The sequence below is a fragment of the Paenibacillus sp. Y859 genome, assembly GCF_056786405.1.
Window position 1 is genome coordinate 173,743 of sequence record NZ_JBXCIZ010000005.1, and the last position, 21,134, is coordinate 194,876.

Below are 21,134 nucleotides of genomic sequence, written 5' to 3' on the forward strand. Positions count from 1 at the left end.
ACAGGTATTTTATGATTAAATGATAATTACTTCGACTGTATTAGTTTTTTTGAGATTCAAAAAAGATAAAGTAAACTGCATGCTTAATAAGCTTATTCCACTTAATATATGAGTAGGAGTAAGCTTTCTTTGCATTCTAAGATGAGAGCAGTATCGTCATGGACTCAACCTTCGCAGAGCCGAAATCGAATCTTTGGCAAGTACAGCACGAGTTTATGATCAATTAGATAGCGTCCTTGACCGCGAGGATGCCGACAAAAAATCCCGTCGGGATAATCCCGCCGGGATTTTGCTTGAAAAAACAATCAGGATTTAAATCAAAAACTCAAAAGGATCAATTATAGCTTCGAGGTCTTTAGTTGATCTCCAAATAATCAATGAAAGCATCCCATGTCCCGTTATCGGCTGTTACAACGAGTTCAATCTCTTGATTTCCGGTTCCATGGCTGACATTGTTTATTGTATAGACCGCAGGACTGCTCCCGCCGAAGTAGAAGGTACCCTTCGTCACTCCGCCGATTTTTAAGTCGACTCTGGCCATATTCGAGTTATTCGAAGCACCACGGAGTGTAAAATTATGTGCGCCGCTTGTGAAATTCTGCGTGTATTTCACCACATCATTGTTGGCGTATAATGCGACTCCGTTGAACGGCGAGCTGATATTCCCGGTATATTGACCGCCTTTGATCATACTCTCAGCTTCCACTTTCGTAGCTGTACCTGTGGTTGGAGGAGGTGTACTACCGCCACCGTCAGGCGCTACCGCCCGGCCGGTGCTCGGCGAGATCATGCCGGAGCAAAGGCCGCGACTCTTGAGGTTCTGCGCGATCTGAGGGATCGCTTGGAGCGTAGTCTGGTACTGGTCATGCATCAGGATCACGTCGCCGTTTTGCAACCTGCCCGCGGCGGCTACGATCTGGGCGGTGCTGGCGCCGTTCCAGTCCTGGGAGTCAACGTTCCACATCACTTCGGTAAGACCGTTTTGGGTCTCGATGGACTTTAAGGTCGCGTTGGTCTCGCCATACGGCGGACGGAACAGCTTCGGTGCGGTTCCGGTAGCCGACTGGATCGCCTGCTGCGTCCGCGTGATTTCTGACGACATCTGCGAGCTACTTAATGTAGTCATATGCGGATGCGTATAGGAGTGGTTGCCGACCCACATGCCCGCTGATACTTGATCCCGCACCAGAGACGGGTTGTTCTGCGCGTTTTGCCCGAGGTTGAACATCGTTGCGCGTAAGCCAGCCTGCTTCAGCGCATTGAGAAGATTTGTCGTATTACCAGTATTGGGTCCATCGTCGAACGTCAAGCCTACGTAACCGTTCGTGCAGTTGGCATCGGCAGCACTGGCGATAGGCATTATCGGAATGGAGAACAACGTACTGAAGAGCGCCAGGGACACTGCCCCTTTTAATAGTCTTGCTTTGAACATAATAGTACCTCCTCTTAATAAAATACTAGTATAGTGTTCACTCGCGTCACTCCAAACCGTTGTAACTCTCTCTACTAGATTCCTATTTGGCCTCATCTCCTTCCGATCTTTTAACACCTCAACAAAAAAGCGCTTTCAAAAAGATAACTGCTTTCGCTACCTTCTCGTAGATGAGCGCATTTTTTGCTAGGTGACTATAGTATAAATGATGTAAATTAAAAAAGGAACTTACAATATAAACATTTTAAGTAATTCCACTACCACACAGAATAGGTGTCCTCTATATGAAAGAGCAAAAGTAAGCATTTCGATAATACCTGGCTCAGCATTTGATGGGACCTAGAGCGGCAAGTTTGGATACCCTGTATTTGCATCTCCGATACTTCACGCTTCAGTAAGCCGCGAAATTTGATAGATTTCTTGATTTCCATGTACTAACATGTATGCTTGAAAAGCATAACTTAAATAAAGCCAAAGCGTTATAGAAAAAGGTCGATCATGGTCAAATACCACCATGATCGACCTTTTTCTGTAATTGTATTATCTGTTGATATCCCCTAAGTGATATCCACTTTTTAGGGTTTCTATTCACAAATAATGTAATTCTTCCGATAAATAGATGTAAAGGAAAAATTGGAATAAAGGAGAGAGGGTTATACTGTGAAAAGGGCTATTATTTTACTTCTATGTATGATGATCTTAATAAGCGGGGTAGTAGCTTGTAGCAATTCGGCTGTTACTCAGAAGCAAGAGGAGAGTGAGGAAAAGGAAGATTATAATAAGTACAATGCCTATATAGATCTGAGTAATCATGTGATCAATGGGGGCTTTTTAGAATCTATGGTTAGTGTTTATTTCAAGGAGTTCGGTGTAGACAAAGAAATATATATGGAGGACGATTTTGACGGGTATTCAAATGCACCATTTTTTTCGGGGGTTATTGGGTCAATGAATGACATACTTAAGTATGCCTCACTGGAGCCATCCTACGGGGTTATAGATGAGAAGGTACAACAGTTAGTTCCCGTTATTGTAGATTTAATGAATACCACTAATGAGATACAGACTTATTATTCTGAGGACAAATATGTAAGTGATAATTTTAAGCGAGGTAAAGAATTACATATCCGCGCTGTAGAACTTTTTGAGCAATATATAGAAGCAGCGGAGCAATATATGATTGAACTCCCACAGATCACAACAGAACGCAAATACAAGAATGCTGAAATGTTAAAAGAAGAAGGTTTGTTAATACGCTATCATGCAATGAGCATCATCCTTAGATCACAAGAAATACAAGATGCTTTCTCCATGGCAGGTGTAAGTGATGAGAATATATTGGATTTTGATTTGAAACAATATGAGGATTTGTATACTCCATTAATAGAAGATATTGCGCATTATAATGAATATGCCGCGGACGAGGCTCGTAGAAAGAGCGAACTGTGGGCTAACCTTCACGATTTTGGAGGAGGAGCAGAGAATGTTAAAGTAACCGCAGATGATATACTCCAGATTTTGCGTGAACAGAATTCGGAGATTAATAGTGATTTGAAGGGGAAAGTTACGACAGGCGGAAAGAATGCGATACTTTCAAGCTTCGACCGGAAAGTAAGTAGTCTCATAGACGGATACAACATTAATGTAAGTGTTACAGTGACTAATTAGTAAACCATAGAGTGAAAAAAAATCAGTAGGCAGGGGATAAACAATGAATCGATTATTAACGAACAAATTTATAGAAATAATGCTTAAAGCACCTTTTCGCCCGGCAAAAGTCAACGCCTCAGGTGATATGGTATTTCGTAAAATAAAATGGTGGGCGATCCTTATCCATGTAGGACTCATATTAGGATGGCTATCTGTTGGTTTTTCATTTACGCCGGATATGGCAGAAGATAGAGATTTTGTATACGTGGTGCGAGGGATCACCGCCTTTTTTACATTCCTGTGGGTAGATTATGTGACCTACCAAGTGGTAGCCAGCAATTCCGAAGTGAGGGGCAAGAAATGGTTTAGTAAACGTACAATTCTTTATTCAGAGGTTACAAATGTAGGGCATACACGCTTTTACGGAGGGCAATTTACAATTGAGAGCCCTCAAGGTAAGATTCGCATACCGGACGGTACTACTGGAGTTGCTGAATTCATCGAACTGATGTCCAAGCGAATCGGTGAAGAAAAGTGCATAAAAGCGAATCAAGTGCTGGATAAGAAAAAGGCTGAGATGGAGAAATTATTAAAATAGTTAGATTGAATTCATAGGTGTATAAACACTTGATAAACTTATAGAAGGCTCATACCAAACATGGGAATGAGCCTTTTTTTTACATGTGAAGCTCTCTCATGCGACGGTAATGCCTTGAGAACAAGGTTATTAAACTACAGCTTGGTTAAAGAACAACAGGGAAAGAGGATCGGTAGATATGTACCACACCAATATCAGTATGATAGGATAAAATCATGAATGATCCATAGAATGTGAGGGACTCGACGGATTCACGACTTTCTGGGTGACGAATCAAATGAGCGAGCAGTCGAACAATACGATAGTCCATAGGTTGGTGCATGTGGATCATATTATACCAATTGAGAACCCAGAAAGTATCTCTTAAGGGACCCAACTCAAGGCTGTATAAGCTCAAACCTAAGCGTGGATTGATGTCTAATACTAAGAATTAATCTTGTGATATGCACTATTCGTTTTCTCGAACTCCGAATGTTATACTGGAAATGAAGGAAGCCAACAGGGGAAGGAAGAATAGGAATGGAACAGAATTTTCAGATAGATCAACTCAAAAAATTCAGGCATGACATCACCTTATTCATGCTCACTTACAAATTCGCTTTGGAAGAGATGGAGACTAAGGTTAATATATTGAAGGAAGAATTTGAAACCTTACATGATTATAGTCCAATTGAACATACGAATTCGCGTCTAAAGTCACCAGAGAGCATTATGAATAAGATGTTTCGTAAAAGTAATGATATGAATTTTTCGAGTATAAAAGATAATATTAAAGATATTGCGGGTCTTCGGATAACTTGTTCTTTCATTTCAGACATATATCGCGTTAGTGAAATGCTTCAGAATCAGAAAGATCTGACTACTCTTGAAGTCAAAGACTATATTAAAAAACCTAAACCAAACGGTTATCGCAGTCTTCATTTGTTGATTGAAGTACCTGTGTTTTTGTCTGATCGGCAGGAGAATGTCTGTGTCGAGGTTCAGATTCGGACCATTGCGATGGATTTCTGGGCAAGTCTGGAGCATAAAATCTTCTATAAATATAATCAATCTGTTCCAGAGAGTCTTCTCATGGAGTTAAAGAACGCTGCAGAATCAGCGAATGCTTTAGATCTTCAGATGGAGCGGCTTCATCATGAAATAAAGGAAATTAAAGATGCTAACCCTGAGGATTCCTTGGCAGAGCTTAGTCAGTTTATGATTAATAATCAACAATTTACGATTCCCCCAAGTCTACAGAAGTTTCTTTCTGAGGGTGGTTGAGAGAGTATTGAACGATGAGTTATTAGCATTTGTTACTATGTGTCTAGTACAGCAAACAGGGCCTTCACTTTCCGTTAATGGAAAGCGAAGGCCCTGTTTGCTGTAAATATGATGGAGAAGTGTTAGGAACCTACTTCTCTGTAATTTTGACTTCTGTAATCTGAATCGTTTCCGTTGGGAAATCCCCAGCATCGACAGGTGTAGCAGCAATATCCAACACAACGTCCATACCGTTTGTTATTTTGCCAAAGATGGTGTAGTCCGGTGTCAGTGATAGGCTGTCTTCACCGGTACAGATGAAGAATTGGCTACCGTTCGTATTCGGTCCTGCATTAGCCATAGCTACGATACCAGGCTCATATTGATAAGTTGTCTTCTCATCTTCGAATTGATAACCAGGACCACCTCGACCAGTACCAGTTGGATCACCACCCTGAATCATAAAGGATTCAATAATACGGTGGAAGATAACATCATCATAAAATCCTTGTCTAGCTAAAAATACGAAGTTGTTCACCGTTAGTGGTGCGTCCTTTGCGAACAGTTCAATCGTGAAAGTACCTTTTGAAGTTGTCATTTCAGCTTCATATGATTTGGCACTGTCAATCTCCATGGCTGGAGGGCTACTCCAACTCTTCGTGACTGGCTGTTCTGTCGGTTGATTAGCAGCTGAATCGTCGTTACCACAACCGGCTAGTAAAAGCGCAGCCGTAATCAAGGTGATTAGAGGCATGAATACATATTTCTTGTTCATAATACTTGTCCCACTCCTTTATAGAGGTTGTTCAAAAGTCATCTTTTGAACTCTCATTTATAACAAATCTTGTTTTATCATATCCAACATTCGGACAAAAATCTAGTTTTCATATAATCCGTTTCAATAACAGCAGAAATATTTCATTATGGGTCTGTTAGTCAGTAACTAATGCGCTTACAATGAATGGAGAATATTATGAATGAGTAGGGTGGGAATCTGTGCATGCCTAGGTATAACTTGTATAAGAAAATTTTGCTGATGATTCTAATGATGTTGTTACCTATTGTAGGTTTGTATTTCTATTCGAATCAGACGACTACAGGAGTTCTAAGGACAGAATTGAATAAATCCAATGAGAGTCAGTCGACGTTCTTTCAGAGCCAAGTCAATATGAACTTTGAACGCTTATCCTTGTTACCTAATCAATTGATCCATGATCCGGATATATCGAGTTTTCGTGATATATATATGAACGAGCCTTATCTTAATCTAGATGCAATCACTTTAGTGAAGCGGATTCAGGAGAAATTAAGTCTCCAACAAAGTTCGCTGAATTGGAAAAGTGAATTGTTGATCTATTCGGTGTCATTAGGCAGAGTGGTCTCGCTTAACGATGTGAAACATTATGATATTGAAGTTTTAAAAAGACAGATTTCACCTGGGTGGCAAGTTAGTAGGCAGGGGGAAGGTGATGAAGAGCATTTTCAATTCTCAATGTTTACGGTTGCTCCTTACTCGGCATTCACTCAACCAGAAGATGCTAATCTCATCGTTGAGATTAGGTTCAGCAGTCGGAGTCTTGAGGAGATGCTTGATAAATTTAAAAGTGATGGACGTCGTGATCCATTCTATTACAAGAAAGATGTAGGCGTCATTTATAATCGTACTGCCAATCATGAACTGGCAGGATTACTCATCCAAGAACTGGAGAAGTCAGATTTCCAACAGGATACAGAGCATCGGAAGGTAGAACTAGATGGAGAAAGTTACATGGTCAACATTGTGTTATCGAATACGACGGGATGGTATTTAATAGATTATATGCCGCTGTCAGATATCATGCATCCGATTGAGCAATCCAACCAGTTATTTTATTTAGCGATTGGGGCGTTACTCTTGATGAGTTCTATATCCTCTTACTTGTTATATGATCAGGTTCAGGTGCCTATGAAGAAGCTTGTACATGGATTTCAGCTTTTGAAGAATGGTGATTATTCTGTTCGCATGGTCCCCCGAGGGAAGAGTGAATTCAGCTTCGTATTTACTAGGTTTAATTCAATGGTAGCTCAGATGCAAGAACTATTCGAGAGAGTATATATGGAGAAGATTCATGTGCGGGAGGCCCGATTGAAGCAGTTGCAATCTCAGATTAACCCCCACTTCTTCTATAATTGCTTCTCTTTTATATCGAGTATGGCTAAGCTTAAGAATTTCCAAGCCGTTGTGGCTATGTCTGAGAACTTGTCTAACTATTATCGCTATACGACCCGTCAGGAGCGGGACTTAGTTCCCCTACGAGAGGAAATGGATTTCATTAAGAATTATTTGGAGATCCAAAAGATGAGAATGAGTCGTCTTGATTACTCGATTGATCTACCCAGTATGATTGAACAATTGGATATTCCTCTACTTATTATCCAGCCGTTAGTAGAGAATGCTATCATCCACGGGATTGAGAGCAAGGCTGGACCAGGTATAGTGAGAATTACGGGAGTGACCGATCAACGCGGAATAACTCTAATTGTGGAGGATAATGGCAAGGGAATGAAGGCACAGGAGCTATTATCTCTACAGTATAAGCTAACTCAACCAGTAGAAGAGGGAGTGGGATATGGACTATGGAATGTGCAACAAAGAATGCAACTTAGGTATGGGGACGGTTCAGGTCTTGCATTATCCAATTCGGAGTTAGGCGGACTGAGAGCAGTATTGTATTGGGATATCCAGGGGGAGATAGAATGATTGAATTACTACTGGTTGATGATGAATCATATGTGACCGACAGTATAGAACAGACCATTCATTGGAGTGAGATGGGGATTAGTCAAGTATATCAAGCTAGTTCTGCCGCTGAGGCATTACAGGTGTTAGAAGAGCAAGCGATAGATATCGTAGTGACAGATATTCGGATGCCAGAAATGGATGGGTTACAACTTGTGGAACTGATTGCAGAACGTTGGAAAGACATTCGCTGTATCTTACTTACGGGCCATTCAGATTTTCAATATGCAAGGAAAGCGATTCAGCTCCAAGCGTTTGATTATATATTGAAGCCCGTTAATGATGATGAATTTGTAGCAAGTATATCTAGTGCGATTGAAGATCTCCAAGATGAATGGGAGCAGGCCGAACGATACCAGCAGTTGTTATATGATCGCAAATCAGATCTTACGATATTAAAGGCTAATCTGATGCATGATTTGCTACTTGGGCGGACACTATCATCCAAAAGTATTCGTAATAAATGTTTGCAATATGAGATTCCACTTCGAGTAGACGAGCATGCGATGATGATGCTTATTCCTTTACCTCGAACATTCGCAGGAATGGATCACCATTCTATCTCACTTATGGAATATGCGATTGGGAACATAGCGGAGGAAGTCTTCTCAGAGTATTATCATATATGGCATAGTAAATCACCGCATGATTGCCTCATTATTATGGCGGCACCGAAGGAGAAGTCTCATCAGAGTTCTAGATTAGCTAACGGTCTGGGAATGGCAAGTAGAGAGAAACTGACAGAGCTTGTCCAAATCCTTCAGAGAAATGTGAGTAATTATCTGAAGGGTGATATCTCGATCGTACTATCAGAGTGGTTCGAGTTCCCAGCAGGTATAACTGCGGCATATCGAGCGGGGTTGAGTGCTATCTTCACGGCAGAGACGGGTGGTCCGCACAAACTATTATTTCTAGAGGATCCATCGCAGGGTACAGATTTAGTTATTAAGTCTATTGAGATGTTATACAAGCCGCCGACACTTATTCATTTGTTAGAATCCAAGCAATGGGAGACGGCGCAGGACAAAATAGACAGTGTATTCCGAGATATGGAGCAGGTTTCTTTTATGCGTGAGCATTTGTATGAAGTCTTCTTATCCGTAACGAATGCATTCTTATATATTGCGCATAAGCATGGTGTGTTCATGCATCAAATTGACCATTCTGGGTTTGATCTATTCATCGACCAGAGAATTGTTCATTCGCTAGAGACATTAAGAAACTGGTCCACTGAAATGATGGATAAGTTGAAGAAAGAGTTATATACGAATGACAAATATACGAACAGTTATATTATTAAACAGGTACATGAAATAGTAGCGAATGATATGGGGCAGGACACCTCAGTAAAGATGATCTCGGATAAGGTGTTTCTTCACCCCGTATATCTATCGAAGATTTATAAGTTGGAGACCGGAGAAAGCTTGAGTGACTATATCATTCGGATGCGTATGGAGCGGGCATTATATCTGTTGAAGAATAGCAATATGAAGATATATGAGATTACGAGTGAGCTTGGTTATCAGAATCCTCAATATTTCAGTAAAATATTTAAAAAGCACTATGGTGTAACACCACATGAATATCGTGAACATTAACGTAAATCTCGTCAGAAGTCTAATATAGTTGTTAAAGGTGCAGAAATCTTAAGTTCGTGACATAGGCTGACGGAGAATCCCCCCCTATAATTATAGTTGTACCTACAAACTTGTTACTAAGAAATATAAGGGGGATGAAGGATGAAGACCTTCTCAAAGAAAGGATTATTGCTGTCGCTCTGTATGATGATGGTGATGGTCATTGTGGCTGGATGTTCGGGTAATAAGAATGGGGAAGAACAAACAACTGCAACGAAAGCACCAACCACCAATGAATCGGCAACTAATGAGAGCGCATACAAAGATAAATATGATACACCTGTGACGATAACAACAGTCTGGGGAGTAGATCCAGAACTTAAATTTAAGAATGGTGAGACGATTGAGAATAATGTAGCTATTAAATGGGCTAAAGAGACACTGGGTATTGAGATTAAATCATTGTGGTCTGTGACGGATACCAATGGTGCGTTTGCGACAAAGATGAGATTGTCGATGGCATCGGGACAAAAGATGCCGGATGTCGTAACGATTGGCGACGCGCAGCTTGCACAGGACTTAATTGATTCAGGTTTATTCAGAGAAGTGGGGTCCCTCTTTGATGAATATGCTTCAGATACATGGAAGCAAGCGGTCGAGATTGACAACCACGTATGGGATCCTTACGTCCGTAATGGTGAGAAGATGGGGATTCCAGTATTGGACTATGCATACAATCACGATTATTTACTGTGGATTCGTCAGGATTGGCTAGATAAGTTAGGTCTGGATGTTCCGAAGACGCTTGATGAATTAGAGGTTGTTATGGAGGCATTCAAGAACCGTAATCCGGATGGACTTGCTCCTAATGAAGTCATTCCACTTAGTATTGGCTTCAAAAATGCAATGAACACATGGATGGCTGATCCGTCATGGATATTCGGGGCATATGGTACCATGCCGCAACAATGGAATTTAGGTGCAGATGGTAAGCTTGAATATGGCTCTATTAACTCAGGTAGTAAACAAGCGTTACAGAAAATAAATGAGTGGTTCACGAAAGGTTATATTCCTAAAGAGGCAGCGTTATGGGACGAGAATAAAGCCTCTGAGCCAGCTGTTGCAGGAACGGCAGGGATTATTCCAGGACCTTATTGGATGAGTGGCTGGCCGTTGTTGGATACGGCGAAGAATGTAGAAGGAGCTGTATGGAACCCGATTGGAATTCCTACGGGTCCCGACGGTGTTGCAGGTAGACATGGAACACATTTCACGAACGGTGTCGTGTTGATTAACAAAGATATGAAGAATCCAGAAGCATTCTTTACGTATCAGAACTACATGTTTAACAACTTAGCCGATCCTGAAGTAGGCAGTCAATTTGATAATGGTCTATTTAAAGGTTATGACTATGATGTGGATGCAAGTGGTACTGCGCTTCATTTAGATGACATTCCAGGTGGGTATGTAAATAGTATTCGTTACTTACTTGTTCGTGACGGAGCGCGTATTCCGGACGCTCAGATGAAGGCACTCTTGAATCTTGCGAACGGTGGAGAGCCTAAGACGAGACTTGAACTAGAAGTGAAGAATAACTATGGTCCGCAGACGCCTGCAGCTGCAAAAGTACTATTGGAACAGGATAGTACATCGATGAAGAATCTATTCACAGGTCCGACGACAGATACAATGAAATCCAAGATGGACTACTTGAACAAAATTGAGAGCCAAGCATTTAATGAAATTATTTATGGTGACAAGCCAGTAGATTCCTTCGATAAGTTTGTTGAGACATGGAAGTCCTCAGGTGGAGATCAAATTACGCAGGAAGTAAATGCTTGGTACGATACGGTGAAATAAAATAGATTGAAGCAGTATCCCAGACCACCAATATGTGGTTCTGGGATCTTTGCGTTTAGAATGAAACTTCGGAAGGGAAAAGGTTGGAATCGTACCATTTATATTGCTTTTGTTAGCTACTCTTACGAAAAGGGGATTGATATAATTTTGTTGTCAAGACATATGACACTAGAGACAAGTAAGGGGCGAACCTATGAGAACTTTTAAGAAGAGCTGGCAATTCCATTTGATGATATTGCCTTCGCTAATATTTCTTATTATTTTTAGCTTTATTCCAATGGGCGGCATCGTGATGGCATTTCAGAATTACAAGCCTTGGCTCGGAATAACAGGATCTGATTGGGTGGGTTGGGATAACTTCCGCTACTTATTTGAAAGGCAAGACAGCGTTCAGGTTATTTGGAATACACTTGTTATTGCCGTATTCAAATTAATATTTAATCTAGGAGTACCATTTGTATTCTCTATATTGCTTAACGAACTACGTAAATTGTATTTCAAGCGATTCGTTCAAACGTTAGTCTACCTTCCCCATTTCTTATCCTGGGTCATTCTAGGGGGGATATTACTTGATATTCTGTCTACAGATGGAGGAATCGTCAATCGGACGTTGGTCTCTGTATTTGGAATTGAACCGATCTTCTTTCTCGGTAATGGGGATTGGTTCAGATTTACGGTTATCGTATCCGATGTCTGGAAGGAATTCGGATTTGGAACGGTTGTGTTCTTAGCGGCCTTGGCTAACATTAATCCATCTCTCTATGAGGCTGCGGAAATGGATGGGGCGAGTCGTTTAAGACAAACGATACATATAACGGTCCCTTCCATGATGCCCATTGCTGTAGTTGTAGGTACATTAGCGCTTGGGAATGTACTGAATGCTGGATTCGACCAGATCTTCAACTTATACAATTCCTTGGTATACGAGAAGGGTGACATCATTGATACCTTTGTATATCGGACAGCAATCCTGAATGGGGAGATGGGCTTCGGAACAGCTATTGGTCTCTTCAAGTCTGTGATCAGTATGATTCTTATTCTAATCTCATACCGCTTAGCTTATAAATGGGCAAACTATCGAATTTTCTAGAGAAAGGAGAGGTCATTGATGTATCACAAAACATTATCATTCCGTGTATTTAATATTATTAATATTTGCTTCATGATCGCCGTTGCATTGTTATGTATTGTTCCGCTAGTTCATGTGTTAGCAGTATCCTTTAGTTCGAAAGCCGCAGCAGATGCCAATTTAGTTGGATTATGGCCGATTGACTTCACGATAGAATCTTATAAAAAAACGATGGCTAACCCCATTTTCCTACATTCCATCTGGGTATCGATTAAAAGAACGGTTATCGGAACAGGACTCACACTTCTTCTATCTTTTCTTGCGGCGTATCCGTTATCTAAAGAGAGTTCAGTATTTCGGGGTAGAACGGTATATTCATGGCTATTTGTATTCACGATGATCTTCAGCGGAGGGCTAGTTCCATTCTATATCGTTATTCAGAAGATCGGACTTATGGATTCCTTCTGGGTTCTCGTGCTACCGGGTGCAGTCAATGTATATCTCACCATTCTAATGCTCAACTTTTTCAGAGGAGTACCCAAGGAGCTAGAAGAAGCGGCCTTAATCGACGGGGCGGGGCATTTTCGCGTCATGTTCAGTATCTATTTACCCGTTTCTTTGCCGGCCATTGCAACACTTGCACTGTTCAGTATGGTGACCCAATGGAACTCATGGTTTGATGGGCTACTATACATTAATAATTCGAAGGATTATCCGCTGGCTACCTTTTTACAGACGGTTATAATCCAGAGGGACATGAGCTCTATGAGTATTAATCCGAAAGAAATGGAATTGATCTCTACCAAAACAGTTAAATCAGCGCAAATTTTCATTGGAGCGTTGCCCATTCTACTGGTGTATCCATTCTTGCAGAAATACTTCGCGTCCGGGCTCATCATGGGTTCGGTGAAGGAATAATTTTAATCATAAGTAGCAACATACAATAATATTGACCCGTTGAGAAAAGCTCAATGGGTCTTTTGTTTTTAAAAATGCTATGTTAATCTTTTGATAATCTAATCTACACAAATGTCGTTCACTGAAGAGGAAGTGCTATCATGACGGGACTTAGAAATAGATTGCAACGGTATCTCTATGATTATCTGACGTTAAAGAAAAGAATTATCATTATTTTCTTGTCTAGCTTCTTGATTCCTTTTGTGAGCATCATTCTAATATCCTACTTCACGATCTACTCTATCCTTACGAATAAAATTCAAACGGGTATTCAGAACAATCTAAGACAAGTGGAGCTTTCTTTGGAGAATTCGGTCAACAATCTAAATCATGTGTCACAACAACTTGCATTTGGTGGAATCATTGGCAATAAGCTCGATGACTTTCTGTCTACTGACGAGCCTTTTGAACGTTCAACAATGCTAAGTGATCTGAAGGAAGAACTAGGTCTCATCACTTTTACAAACCCCAGTATCGGACTAACCCTTTATTATTTTCTGAATGATGATAGTTATGAACTCGAAAATTCAGGCGTGAAGGAACAGTTTTCTCCGAAGGAACTGCCTCTACTAGCGGAATATAGTAAGATATCCTATTATGGTCCGCATGTTAGCAACAATCGTTTTGACAATGGCTATGTATTATCTGCTATGCGAAAAGTGGATCTGCCTAATCTTAATGATGTCTATGTTTATATAGAAACGGGATTTCAGTTAACACAAAGCATTCTTCATAACGATGCCATTGGTGGCGCAACATCTTATGTATTTCTAGATAATGATGGAAGAATTGCCTATAGTGATGCTACTGCTGATTTCCAGATGGACACGTTGTTTCCCCATTTTGATAAAGATCAATTGTCTGGTGAAGAGAATGGGTATTATTGGTATAAGGAGATAAGCAATCAAGGTTGGAGTGTCATATCTCTTATTCCTAAATCTGACTATAACAAAGAAATGAATAGATGGTTCGTACAAATCTCCTTGTTCTCCTGGCTATTCCTTGGGATGACTTTATTCCTGGCATGGTTACTGTGGAAAATGGTATATCGCCCTTTGAATGCATTCAATAAAGAGATTGAACTAATGGCACAGAATGAAGCTCAAACGGCTACGGTGAAGACCAGAATACCAGAATTTGATTTTCTATTGAATCAATTTCAACAAATGAAGAAACAAACGTGGGAATTGTTCGCAGAGGTGGAGGTGAAAGAGAAGCGCAGGGCTGATCTTGAAGTGGAGAAATTATTACATCAAATTAATCCTCATTTCTTGATGAACACGCTTGATACCGTCCATTGGTTAGCGGTCATGAATGGCCAAGATGAGATTGACCGTCTCGTCTCATCTTTGAATAAATTGCTGCATTATAATCTTGGGAAACTCGGTGAGACTTCTACTATTCAGGAAGAGATTGAGGCTGTTAATCAATACTTGATCCTTCAGCAGATTCGGTACGACTTTAAGTTTGCTGTGCATATATATGTAGATGAAGAAGTATTGAAGATACCCATTCCACGGTTCATTTTGCAGCCGCTTGTAGAGAATTCACTGTATCATGGATTAACAGATGATGGTTATATCGAAGTTGATGTTCGGCTAACGGATAAAGTTTACATATCCATTCGGGATAATGGTGCTGGGATGTCGGAGGAGAAGATTCATAATTTACTTCATACCCCAGAAGCTGAGAATCGTAAGGTGGGTATGGGAATTGGTATGAACTATGTGAAGCGCATGATTGAGATTTATTACGGCGGACAAGCAGAACTTAGAGTAACTAGTGAAATTAATAAAGGAACAACCATTCACCTAATTTTACCTATTGGAGGTGTAATAAATCATGATTAGAGTGATTGTCGTTGATGATGATAAGTTGGTTCGCAAAGGGCTGATATCTGCTATGCCTTGGGGTGATTTCGGAATGCAGGTTGTTGGAGAAGCGAGTAACGGTGAGAAGGCGTTAGAATTTCTAGCTGGGAATGAAGTTGATTTAATGCTTACGGATCTGTCCATGCCTGTCATGTCTGGCATTGATCTGATGCGAATTGTTCGGAAGAAATATTCCCATGTGCATATTGTTGTACTAACGCTCCATCAAGATTTCGAATATATACAAGAAGCGATGAGGCTAGGGGCAATAGATTACATTGCGAAAGTCCAACTTGAGAAGGAACGCTTCGAGGAGGTCCTTGGACGAATTTCTAACCGGATTATGGAACAGGATCAGCGCGATAGACCGGATGATGAGCTATTCTCCATTGATTATGGCTATATGTTAATTTCAATGGATCGTGTTTCTGCCAGCAATAGAGTAAGGAGTTGGGTATCAAATTATAATAGTAGCCTGAAGGAATTAGGACTTAATTTATTCTTTTGTTTGCCATCGAGTAGTTCAGAGGGTGAACGCTTGTTGGAGAATCTCGTGAAGGAGATGGATGCCAGTTCGGATTGGGTCATGATTAAGCTCAGTGGCATTCTGAATCGAACAGCCGAAGAAGTCTATGGGTGGATACGAGAATACAAGGATAAGGAGTTCTTCTATGATTACAATCCGTCTATGAGATTCATAGAGAAGTCGATGCGAACTCGCGATTGTGTAGAACAAGCGGGTACGGAAGAGGATATCGGCGCGCTAAAGGCTAGCTGGGAGTCAATGGAGTGGGTTTTTCAAGATATTGTATATCGCAAAAATGTAGAGGAGTTAAAGCATCATCACCTGTCACAAGCGAAGTTAATCGGATTTATGTATGTACAAGTAGATCGTTGGAATCATCTGTTTTCCAAAATCATCCCCATATCTGTACAACTAGAGGAATCATTAGACTCCTGGCAACAGGTTGAAGTCTGGATTGATCAAATGCGCAATCATATTCGCCAGGCATTGGGAAGGATTACATTTTCAACGGAGGTCATTAAGTGTATTATGAAGGCGGTTGATTTAATCCATGAGGAAATTGATCAACAAATAACGGCAGCAGACATGGCCCAAAGGATCAATATGAGTCGAAGTTACTTCAGCCAATGCTTCAAGGGGATCATCGGAGATAACTTCAATCAATATCTACGACAAGCACGCATGGAAAAAGCGAAACATTATCTGCTTTACAGTAATAAGACAATTTCGTGGATTGCCAACAATGTTGGATACGAGGATGATAAATATTTCAGTCGCTCCTTCCGTGAGCACACTGGACTGCTTCCTAGTGAGTACCGTTCAGTAGCTCAGGAAGGTAGAGATATGTCCGCAAACAAGGTAGAGTAATGTTGGAATTACTAAAATGTAAGCGTTAACATATATAAATCCTCGGTCATATCCCTACCTCAAAGTGTAACCACCTTCTATCTAAGGGTAGTTAGATCTTGTGTTAGTTTTAGAGTGTAAACAAATACAAGGATGAAAGAAGGGGCGAATATGAAGAACACGAGAAAAGTCATCGTCTTAACATTGGTAACCGTCATGCTAATCTTGTCGGCATGTGGGAATGGCAAGACCTCCAGTAAGGGAGAGACTGTTACTCAAGATCCAAACGACCCATTCGGCAAGTACAGTGAGGCTATTACAATTAATATTGGTAAAGAAGTAGACTCAGCAGATAAAAGCTTGCCATCCGGAGATACGCCTGAGAATAACACCTATACAAGATACGTTAAAGAAAAATTGAACATTGATACGAAGATCATTTGGCAAGCCGGGGTTGGGAAGGATTATCAGCAAAAGGTCAACCTTTCCATCGCGAGCAATGATTTACCAGATGCGCTAGTTGTGACGGATACGCAACTAAGACAAATGGTGAAGAGCAATCAACTTGCGGATCTGACTGAGGTATACGAGCAATATGCTTCACCTACGCTTAAATCAATTATTGAAACAACAGAAGGGCTTGCTAAACAGGCAGTTACTTTTGACGGCAAAATGTATGCCTTGCCTAACGTAACAGGTGAAACGGATATGCAGCATATTATGTGGATTCGTAAAGATTGGTTAGACAAACTAAATCTTGAAGTCCCAAGAAATATCGAAGATTTGGAAAAGGTTGCGAAAGCATTTATCGAACAAGATCCTGATGGTAACGGGAAAGCGGATACGATCGGCATCACGGGTCCTCAATCGGGCGGTCTGATCAACGCAGACTTTATTAATCCGAATAATAACAACTATGGATTTGATCCGATCTTTGGCGTCTATCATTCTTATCCAGGATTCTGGTTAGAGGGTGCTGATGGTCAACCGACATACGGCTCGATTGAGCCAGAAACCAAAGAAGCACTTGCTAAGCTACGAGATTTATACTCGAAGGGCTTAATTGATCAAGAGATGAGTATTCGTAAGGATGCACAGGAATTAATCAAGAATGGCACGTCAGGTATTTATTTCGGACTGTGGTGGGCTGGTGGATATGGTCCCTTAGCGGATGCCATAAAGAACAATCCCGAAGCCAACTGGCAAGCTTATTCCTTGCTAGATAGCAATGGAGAGTTTACCCCTCATATGGGTACACCGTCGAATCAATTTCTCGTTGTTCGCAAGGACTATAAATACCCTGAGGCAGCCATTAAGATGGAGAATCTGTTATTGAGAGATGAAGCGACTTTCGATGTAAATGTAGGGATTGGTAACTATCCGTTGCGTATTGTCTTTGCTCCAATGGATGAAATGTATGTCACCTACAACATGATGAAAGAAGTATTGGCAGGCACGAAGACAGCAGAAGAGTTGGATATTCCAGGCTATAAACTGCTGAAAGCAGATGCTGAGAATATTAAGAAGGTGAAGCTGGAGCCTTATGACAAGGTGGATATCCAACATTGGGATCCCAATGCAGATCTTGGTGCTTGGAAACGTCTCTATTCCACAATGGTCGGAGTAGCGCCACTTATGGAGCCATTCACCAAAACCTATAGTTTGACTTATTCACAGACGAAGACCATGGAGAGCAAATGGGCTACGCTCGATAAGATGGAGAAAGAAACCTTCCTTAAGATCATCATGGGGGCAGCGCCGCTTGATACATTCGATAAGTTCGTAGTGGATTGGAAGAAGCAAGGTGGAGATGAAATTCTGAGTGAGGTTGCAGAACTAGCGAAGTAGTGTAGATCCGTGTTAGGCGCTGGGAAGTCTCCGGTGCCTTTCTATCAACAACTGAGAAAGGAAGGGTGATGAACTATGGTTAACAAGGGATTTGCCAAACATTATTACATGATGCTTCTCCCCGGATTCATCTGGCTAACCTTGTTTAGTATCGTGCCCATGTTCGGAATTGTGATGGCTTTCCAAGACTATAATCCTGGTCTCGGAATTCTTAACTCTGAGTGGATAGGATTAGACAATTTCAAATATATGTTCTCACTTAACGATAGTGGTACGATACTCTTCAACACGATCTTTATCGCTGTTTTGAAAATCATTGGCAACTTACTGATCCCGCTTTTATTTGCATTATTACTGAATGAGCTAAGGATATCCTATCTAAAAAGATGGATTCAGACGATCGTCTACTTACCCCATTTTATCTCCTGGGTTATTCTATCGGGCATTTTGTTAGATGTGTTTGGCTACACAGGACCCGTGAACCAGATGCTTTCCATTTTTGATGTGAAGCCAATTCTATTTTTTGGTAGAGCGGATTTATTCCCGGCCCTCATTGTAGGAAGTGACGTATGGAAGGAATTTGGGTTCAACACCATCATCTATTTAGCAGCTCTAACAAGCATTAACCCTTCTTTATATGAGGCCGCTGCAATAGATGGCGCTTCACGTTTACAGCGGATGAAAAATATCACGATTCCCGGAATCGTGTCAGCTATTATATTGCTTTCTGTGCTTAGTCTAGGTAACGTCCTGAACGCTGGATTTGAGCAAATATTCAATCTGTATAACCCACTTGTCTATTCGAGCGGAGATATTATTGATACATGGGTATACCGAACCGGTCTTGTAAATTTACAGTTTAGCTTAGCAACAGCAATGGGCTTACTGAAGTCTGTAGTCAGCTTTATCATGATTACTGTTTCCTACTACATGGCATCGAGGTTTGCCAATTACCGTATCTTTTAATACAAGTGAGAGTTCAAATAGTTAGCTAAAAAGGGGTGTACTTCTATGGTTAAAGATAATACGGTAGGCTCCAAGCTGTTCGATATCTTCCTTATCATCACCCTGGTGGGTATTGCACTCTTATGTATACTTCCTATATGGTATACGCTTGCCGTCTCGCTAAGTGATAATGCAGCAGCTAGCTCCGGTAAGGTTGGATTGTGGCCAGTAGGATTTAACTTCAGTTCCTATAAAGAGATTATGGGTGATCGTAAATTTTTTAATTCGTTCTGGATTTCCATCCAACGTGTTGTGCTAGGCTCAGGCCTAAACTTTGTCATCATCCTATTGATGGCCTATCCACTATCCAAGGGGGCTAAGGAGCTACCATTCCGTAACATGCTGATGTGGATTCTCGTATTCACAATGCTGTTTAATGGTGGGCTGATCCCCTGGTATATGACCGTGAAATCATTTGGGCTCATTAATAATATTTGGGCGCTTGTGTTAGGAAGCAGTGTACCTGTATTCAGTGTTATTCTCGTGATCAACTTCTTCCGCAATTTGCCCAAGGAGCTTGAAGAGGCAGCACTAGTGGATGGAGCGGGTCCATGGCGTATGTTGATTCAGATATTCGTCCCGCTTGCGGGTCCCGTTATTGCGACGGTCACCTTATTCAGTATTGTATATCACTGGAACGAGTTCTTTAATGGGTTGATATTGATGTCAACCTCGGATAACTATCCGCTACAGACCTATATCCAGCAGATGGTCGTTGTGATTGATGCGAATACGATGACCGCTGAGCAAATCCAACGAATGAGTGAGCTCTCGAATCGAACCTTGAACTCAGCCAAAATCTTCATCGCGATGATTCCTGTATTGATTGTCTATCCATTCCTACAGCGTTTCTTCATCACAGGGATCACACTAGGGTCGGTTAAGGAGTGAAGGTGAGGCTGTGAGGCTTGAATAGATGCAAAAGTACACTTAATTAGCAGGAAAAGTAGGGAAAGAGAGATTTAGTTGTAAAAAGGACAGTTAAAAATGGCGATAACGCTGAAAAGTAGAGTTTCCAGTAATTTAGATGTACTCCATGCAACTAAAGTTAGCTTCAGAGGGATTGGGCTGAATTTAGATGTACTCCATGCAACTAAAGTTAGTTTCGGGGGGATTGGGTTGATTTTAGCTGTATTATTGCACTTAATAGTAAATGGTAGATGCGGAGTGCGATTATTGATGATGTTGCAGCTCATACCTGCTAGCGATACCATGCATCACTGGCATCATAAACGTAAACTTCTTCACTAGTGGTAAGACCGATGGAACTTTATAACATGGTTATATTCGAAAAAGCGATGGTTCCTCTATCCATGGGGAACCATCACTTTTTATTCTAATCAGAACACCTCACTATAACTAGTGGTTACAATGTTATGAACTATATCTGAGCGGTCAGAATGTCTACGAATTGTTCCAGAAATTGTTGCTCTTCGCTGTCAAAGCGGTTTTTTAGAGGACTATCAATATCTAGTACGCCGTAAAGTTCGCCGTTCTTGATGATAGGAATGACAATTTCGCTATTCGAGGCTGCATCGCAAGCGATATGGCCTGGGAAGGCATGAACATCATCAACTAATATGGTTCGACGTTCGGAAGCAGCAGTCCCACACACTCCACGACCTAGGGGAATACGGATACAGGCGGGCAATCCTTGGAATGGACCGAGGACAAGCTCCTTACCATCATAGAGATAGAACCCCACCCAATTGATATCTTTCATAAATAGGTTGAGTAGTGCAGATGCATTAGCTAAGTTAGCGATAGCATTAGGTTCATCTTGAATCAGTGCTTTTAAATGTTCTAATACGGCTACGAATGAGCCGCTTCGGTTGTCCCCGTAGGGAATTGCTTGAAACATCAGACATCACCTT

At 41.1% G+C, this 21,134-nt stretch carries 17 protein-coding genes; 14 read left to right on the forward strand and 3 right to left on the reverse strand.

The features are described from left to right. Nucleotides 1-355: 355 nt before the first annotated feature. Nucleotides 356-1,432 carry a polysaccharide deacetylase family protein gene (locus AC1TO8_RS13390; RefSeq protein WP_482056121.1) on the reverse strand — a complete coding sequence of 359 codons (1,077 nt, stop codon included), beginning with the start codon at nucleotides 1,430-1,432 and terminating at the stop codon, nucleotides 356-358. 690 nt (nucleotides 1,433-2,122) lie between these two features. Here AC1TO8_RS13390 and AC1TO8_RS13395 point away from each other — a divergent pair. The 3 genes from AC1TO8_RS13395 to AC1TO8_RS13405 all read left to right on the forward strand — a co-directional run bounded on the left by AC1TO8_RS13395 (nucleotide 2,123) and on the right by AC1TO8_RS13405 (nucleotide 4,943). Next, the gene (locus AC1TO8_RS13395; RefSeq protein ID WP_482056122.1) at nucleotides 2,123-3,100 is read left to right on the forward strand and encodes a DUF3829 domain-containing protein; all 978 of its coding nucleotides are present in this window, start codon (nucleotides 2,123-2,125) and stop codon (nucleotides 3,098-3,100) included. A gap of 43 nt (nucleotides 3,101-3,143) precedes the next feature. Beyond that, nucleotides 3,144-3,680, forward strand: a complete 537-nt coding sequence (locus tag AC1TO8_RS13400) for a hypothetical protein (RefSeq protein WP_482056123.1) — start codon at nucleotides 3,144-3,146, stop codon at nucleotides 3,678-3,680. Between the two features lie 519 nt (nucleotides 3,681-4,199). Continuing rightward, nucleotides 4,200-4,943, forward strand: coding sequence for a GTP pyrophosphokinase (locus AC1TO8_RS13405; protein WP_482056124.1), 744 nt, complete (start codon nucleotides 4,200-4,202; stop codon nucleotides 4,941-4,943). Nucleotides 4,944-5,073: 130 nt separating this feature from the next. On the opposite strand, the gene AC1TO8_RS13410 is transcribed toward AC1TO8_RS13405, so the two are convergent. After that, a complete protein-coding gene (locus AC1TO8_RS13410) occupies nucleotides 5,074-5,697 on the reverse strand; it encodes a peptidylprolyl isomerase (RefSeq protein WP_482056125.1) in 624 nt (207 codons plus the stop codon). 240 nt (nucleotides 5,698-5,937) lie between these two features. Here AC1TO8_RS13410 and AC1TO8_RS13415 point away from each other — a divergent pair, with 240 nt between their 5' ends. From AC1TO8_RS13415 to AC1TO8_RS13465, 11 genes are all read left to right on the forward strand, one after another. Continuing rightward, nucleotides 5,938-7,662 carry a sensor histidine kinase gene (locus AC1TO8_RS13415; RefSeq protein ID WP_482056126.1) on the forward strand — a complete coding sequence of 575 codons (1,725 nt, stop codon included), beginning with the start codon at nucleotides 5,938-5,940 and terminating at the stop codon, nucleotides 7,660-7,662. After that, on the forward strand, nucleotides 7,659-9,299 hold the full coding sequence (locus AC1TO8_RS13420; protein ID WP_482056127.1) for a response regulator: 1,641 nt from the start codon (nucleotides 7,659-7,661) through the stop codon (nucleotides 9,297-9,299). The genes AC1TO8_RS13415 and AC1TO8_RS13420 overlap by 4 nt, the downstream gene beginning before the upstream one ends. Before the next feature lie 141 nt (nucleotides 9,300-9,440). Next, the gene (locus AC1TO8_RS13425; RefSeq protein ID WP_482056128.1) at nucleotides 9,441-11,138 is read left to right on the forward strand and encodes a type 2 periplasmic-binding domain-containing protein; all 1,698 of its coding nucleotides are present in this window, start codon (nucleotides 9,441-9,443) and stop codon (nucleotides 11,136-11,138) included. A gap of 193 nt (nucleotides 11,139-11,331) precedes the next feature. Next, the gene (locus AC1TO8_RS13430) at nucleotides 11,332-12,228 is read left to right on the forward strand and encodes an ABC transporter permease (RefSeq protein WP_482056129.1); all 897 of its coding nucleotides are present in this window, start codon (nucleotides 11,332-11,334) and stop codon (nucleotides 12,226-12,228) included. An 18-nt stretch (nucleotides 12,229-12,246) separates the two neighbouring features. After that, the gene (locus AC1TO8_RS13435; RefSeq protein WP_482056130.1) at nucleotides 12,247-13,125 is read left to right on the forward strand and encodes a carbohydrate ABC transporter permease; all 879 of its coding nucleotides are present in this window, start codon (nucleotides 12,247-12,249) and stop codon (nucleotides 13,123-13,125) included. Nucleotides 13,126-13,265: 140 nt separating this feature from the next. Then, entirely contained in the window at nucleotides 13,266-15,014 is a 1,749-nt protein-coding gene (locus AC1TO8_RS13440) for a sensor histidine kinase (protein WP_482056131.1), read from the forward strand. Further along, nucleotides 15,007-16,428 (forward strand): response regulator transcription factor, encoded by a 1,422-nt coding sequence (locus tag AC1TO8_RS13445; RefSeq protein ID WP_482056132.1) that lies wholly within the window; start codon nucleotides 15,007-15,009, stop codon nucleotides 16,426-16,428. The genes AC1TO8_RS13440 and AC1TO8_RS13445 overlap by 8 nt, the downstream gene beginning before the upstream one ends. A gap of 150 nt (nucleotides 16,429-16,578) precedes the next feature. Beyond that, nucleotides 16,579-18,255, forward strand: coding sequence for an extracellular solute-binding protein (locus AC1TO8_RS13450; protein ID WP_482056133.1), 1,677 nt, complete (start codon nucleotides 16,579-16,581; stop codon nucleotides 18,253-18,255). A 75-nt stretch (nucleotides 18,256-18,330) separates the two neighbouring features. After that, a complete protein-coding gene (locus AC1TO8_RS13455; protein WP_482056134.1) occupies nucleotides 18,331-19,221 on the forward strand; it encodes an ABC transporter permease in 891 nt (296 codons plus the stop codon). Nucleotides 19,222-19,266: 45 nt separating this feature from the next. Further along, nucleotides 19,267-20,151, forward strand: a complete 885-nt coding sequence (locus AC1TO8_RS13460) for a carbohydrate ABC transporter permease (protein ID WP_482056135.1) — start codon at nucleotides 19,267-19,269, stop codon at nucleotides 20,149-20,151. A 96-nt stretch (nucleotides 20,152-20,247) separates the two neighbouring features. Further along, nucleotides 20,248-20,511 (forward strand): hypothetical protein, encoded by a 264-nt coding sequence (locus AC1TO8_RS13465; protein WP_482056136.1) that lies wholly within the window; start codon nucleotides 20,248-20,250, stop codon nucleotides 20,509-20,511. Between the two features lie 130 nt (nucleotides 20,512-20,641). Here the strand turns inward: AC1TO8_RS13465 and AC1TO8_RS13470 are convergent, their stop codons facing one another. Continuing rightward, nucleotides 20,642-21,121 (reverse strand): GAF domain-containing protein, encoded by a 480-nt coding sequence (locus tag AC1TO8_RS13470; protein ID WP_482056137.1) that lies wholly within the window; start codon nucleotides 21,119-21,121, stop codon nucleotides 20,642-20,644. Nucleotides 21,122-21,134: the final 13 nt, after the last annotated feature.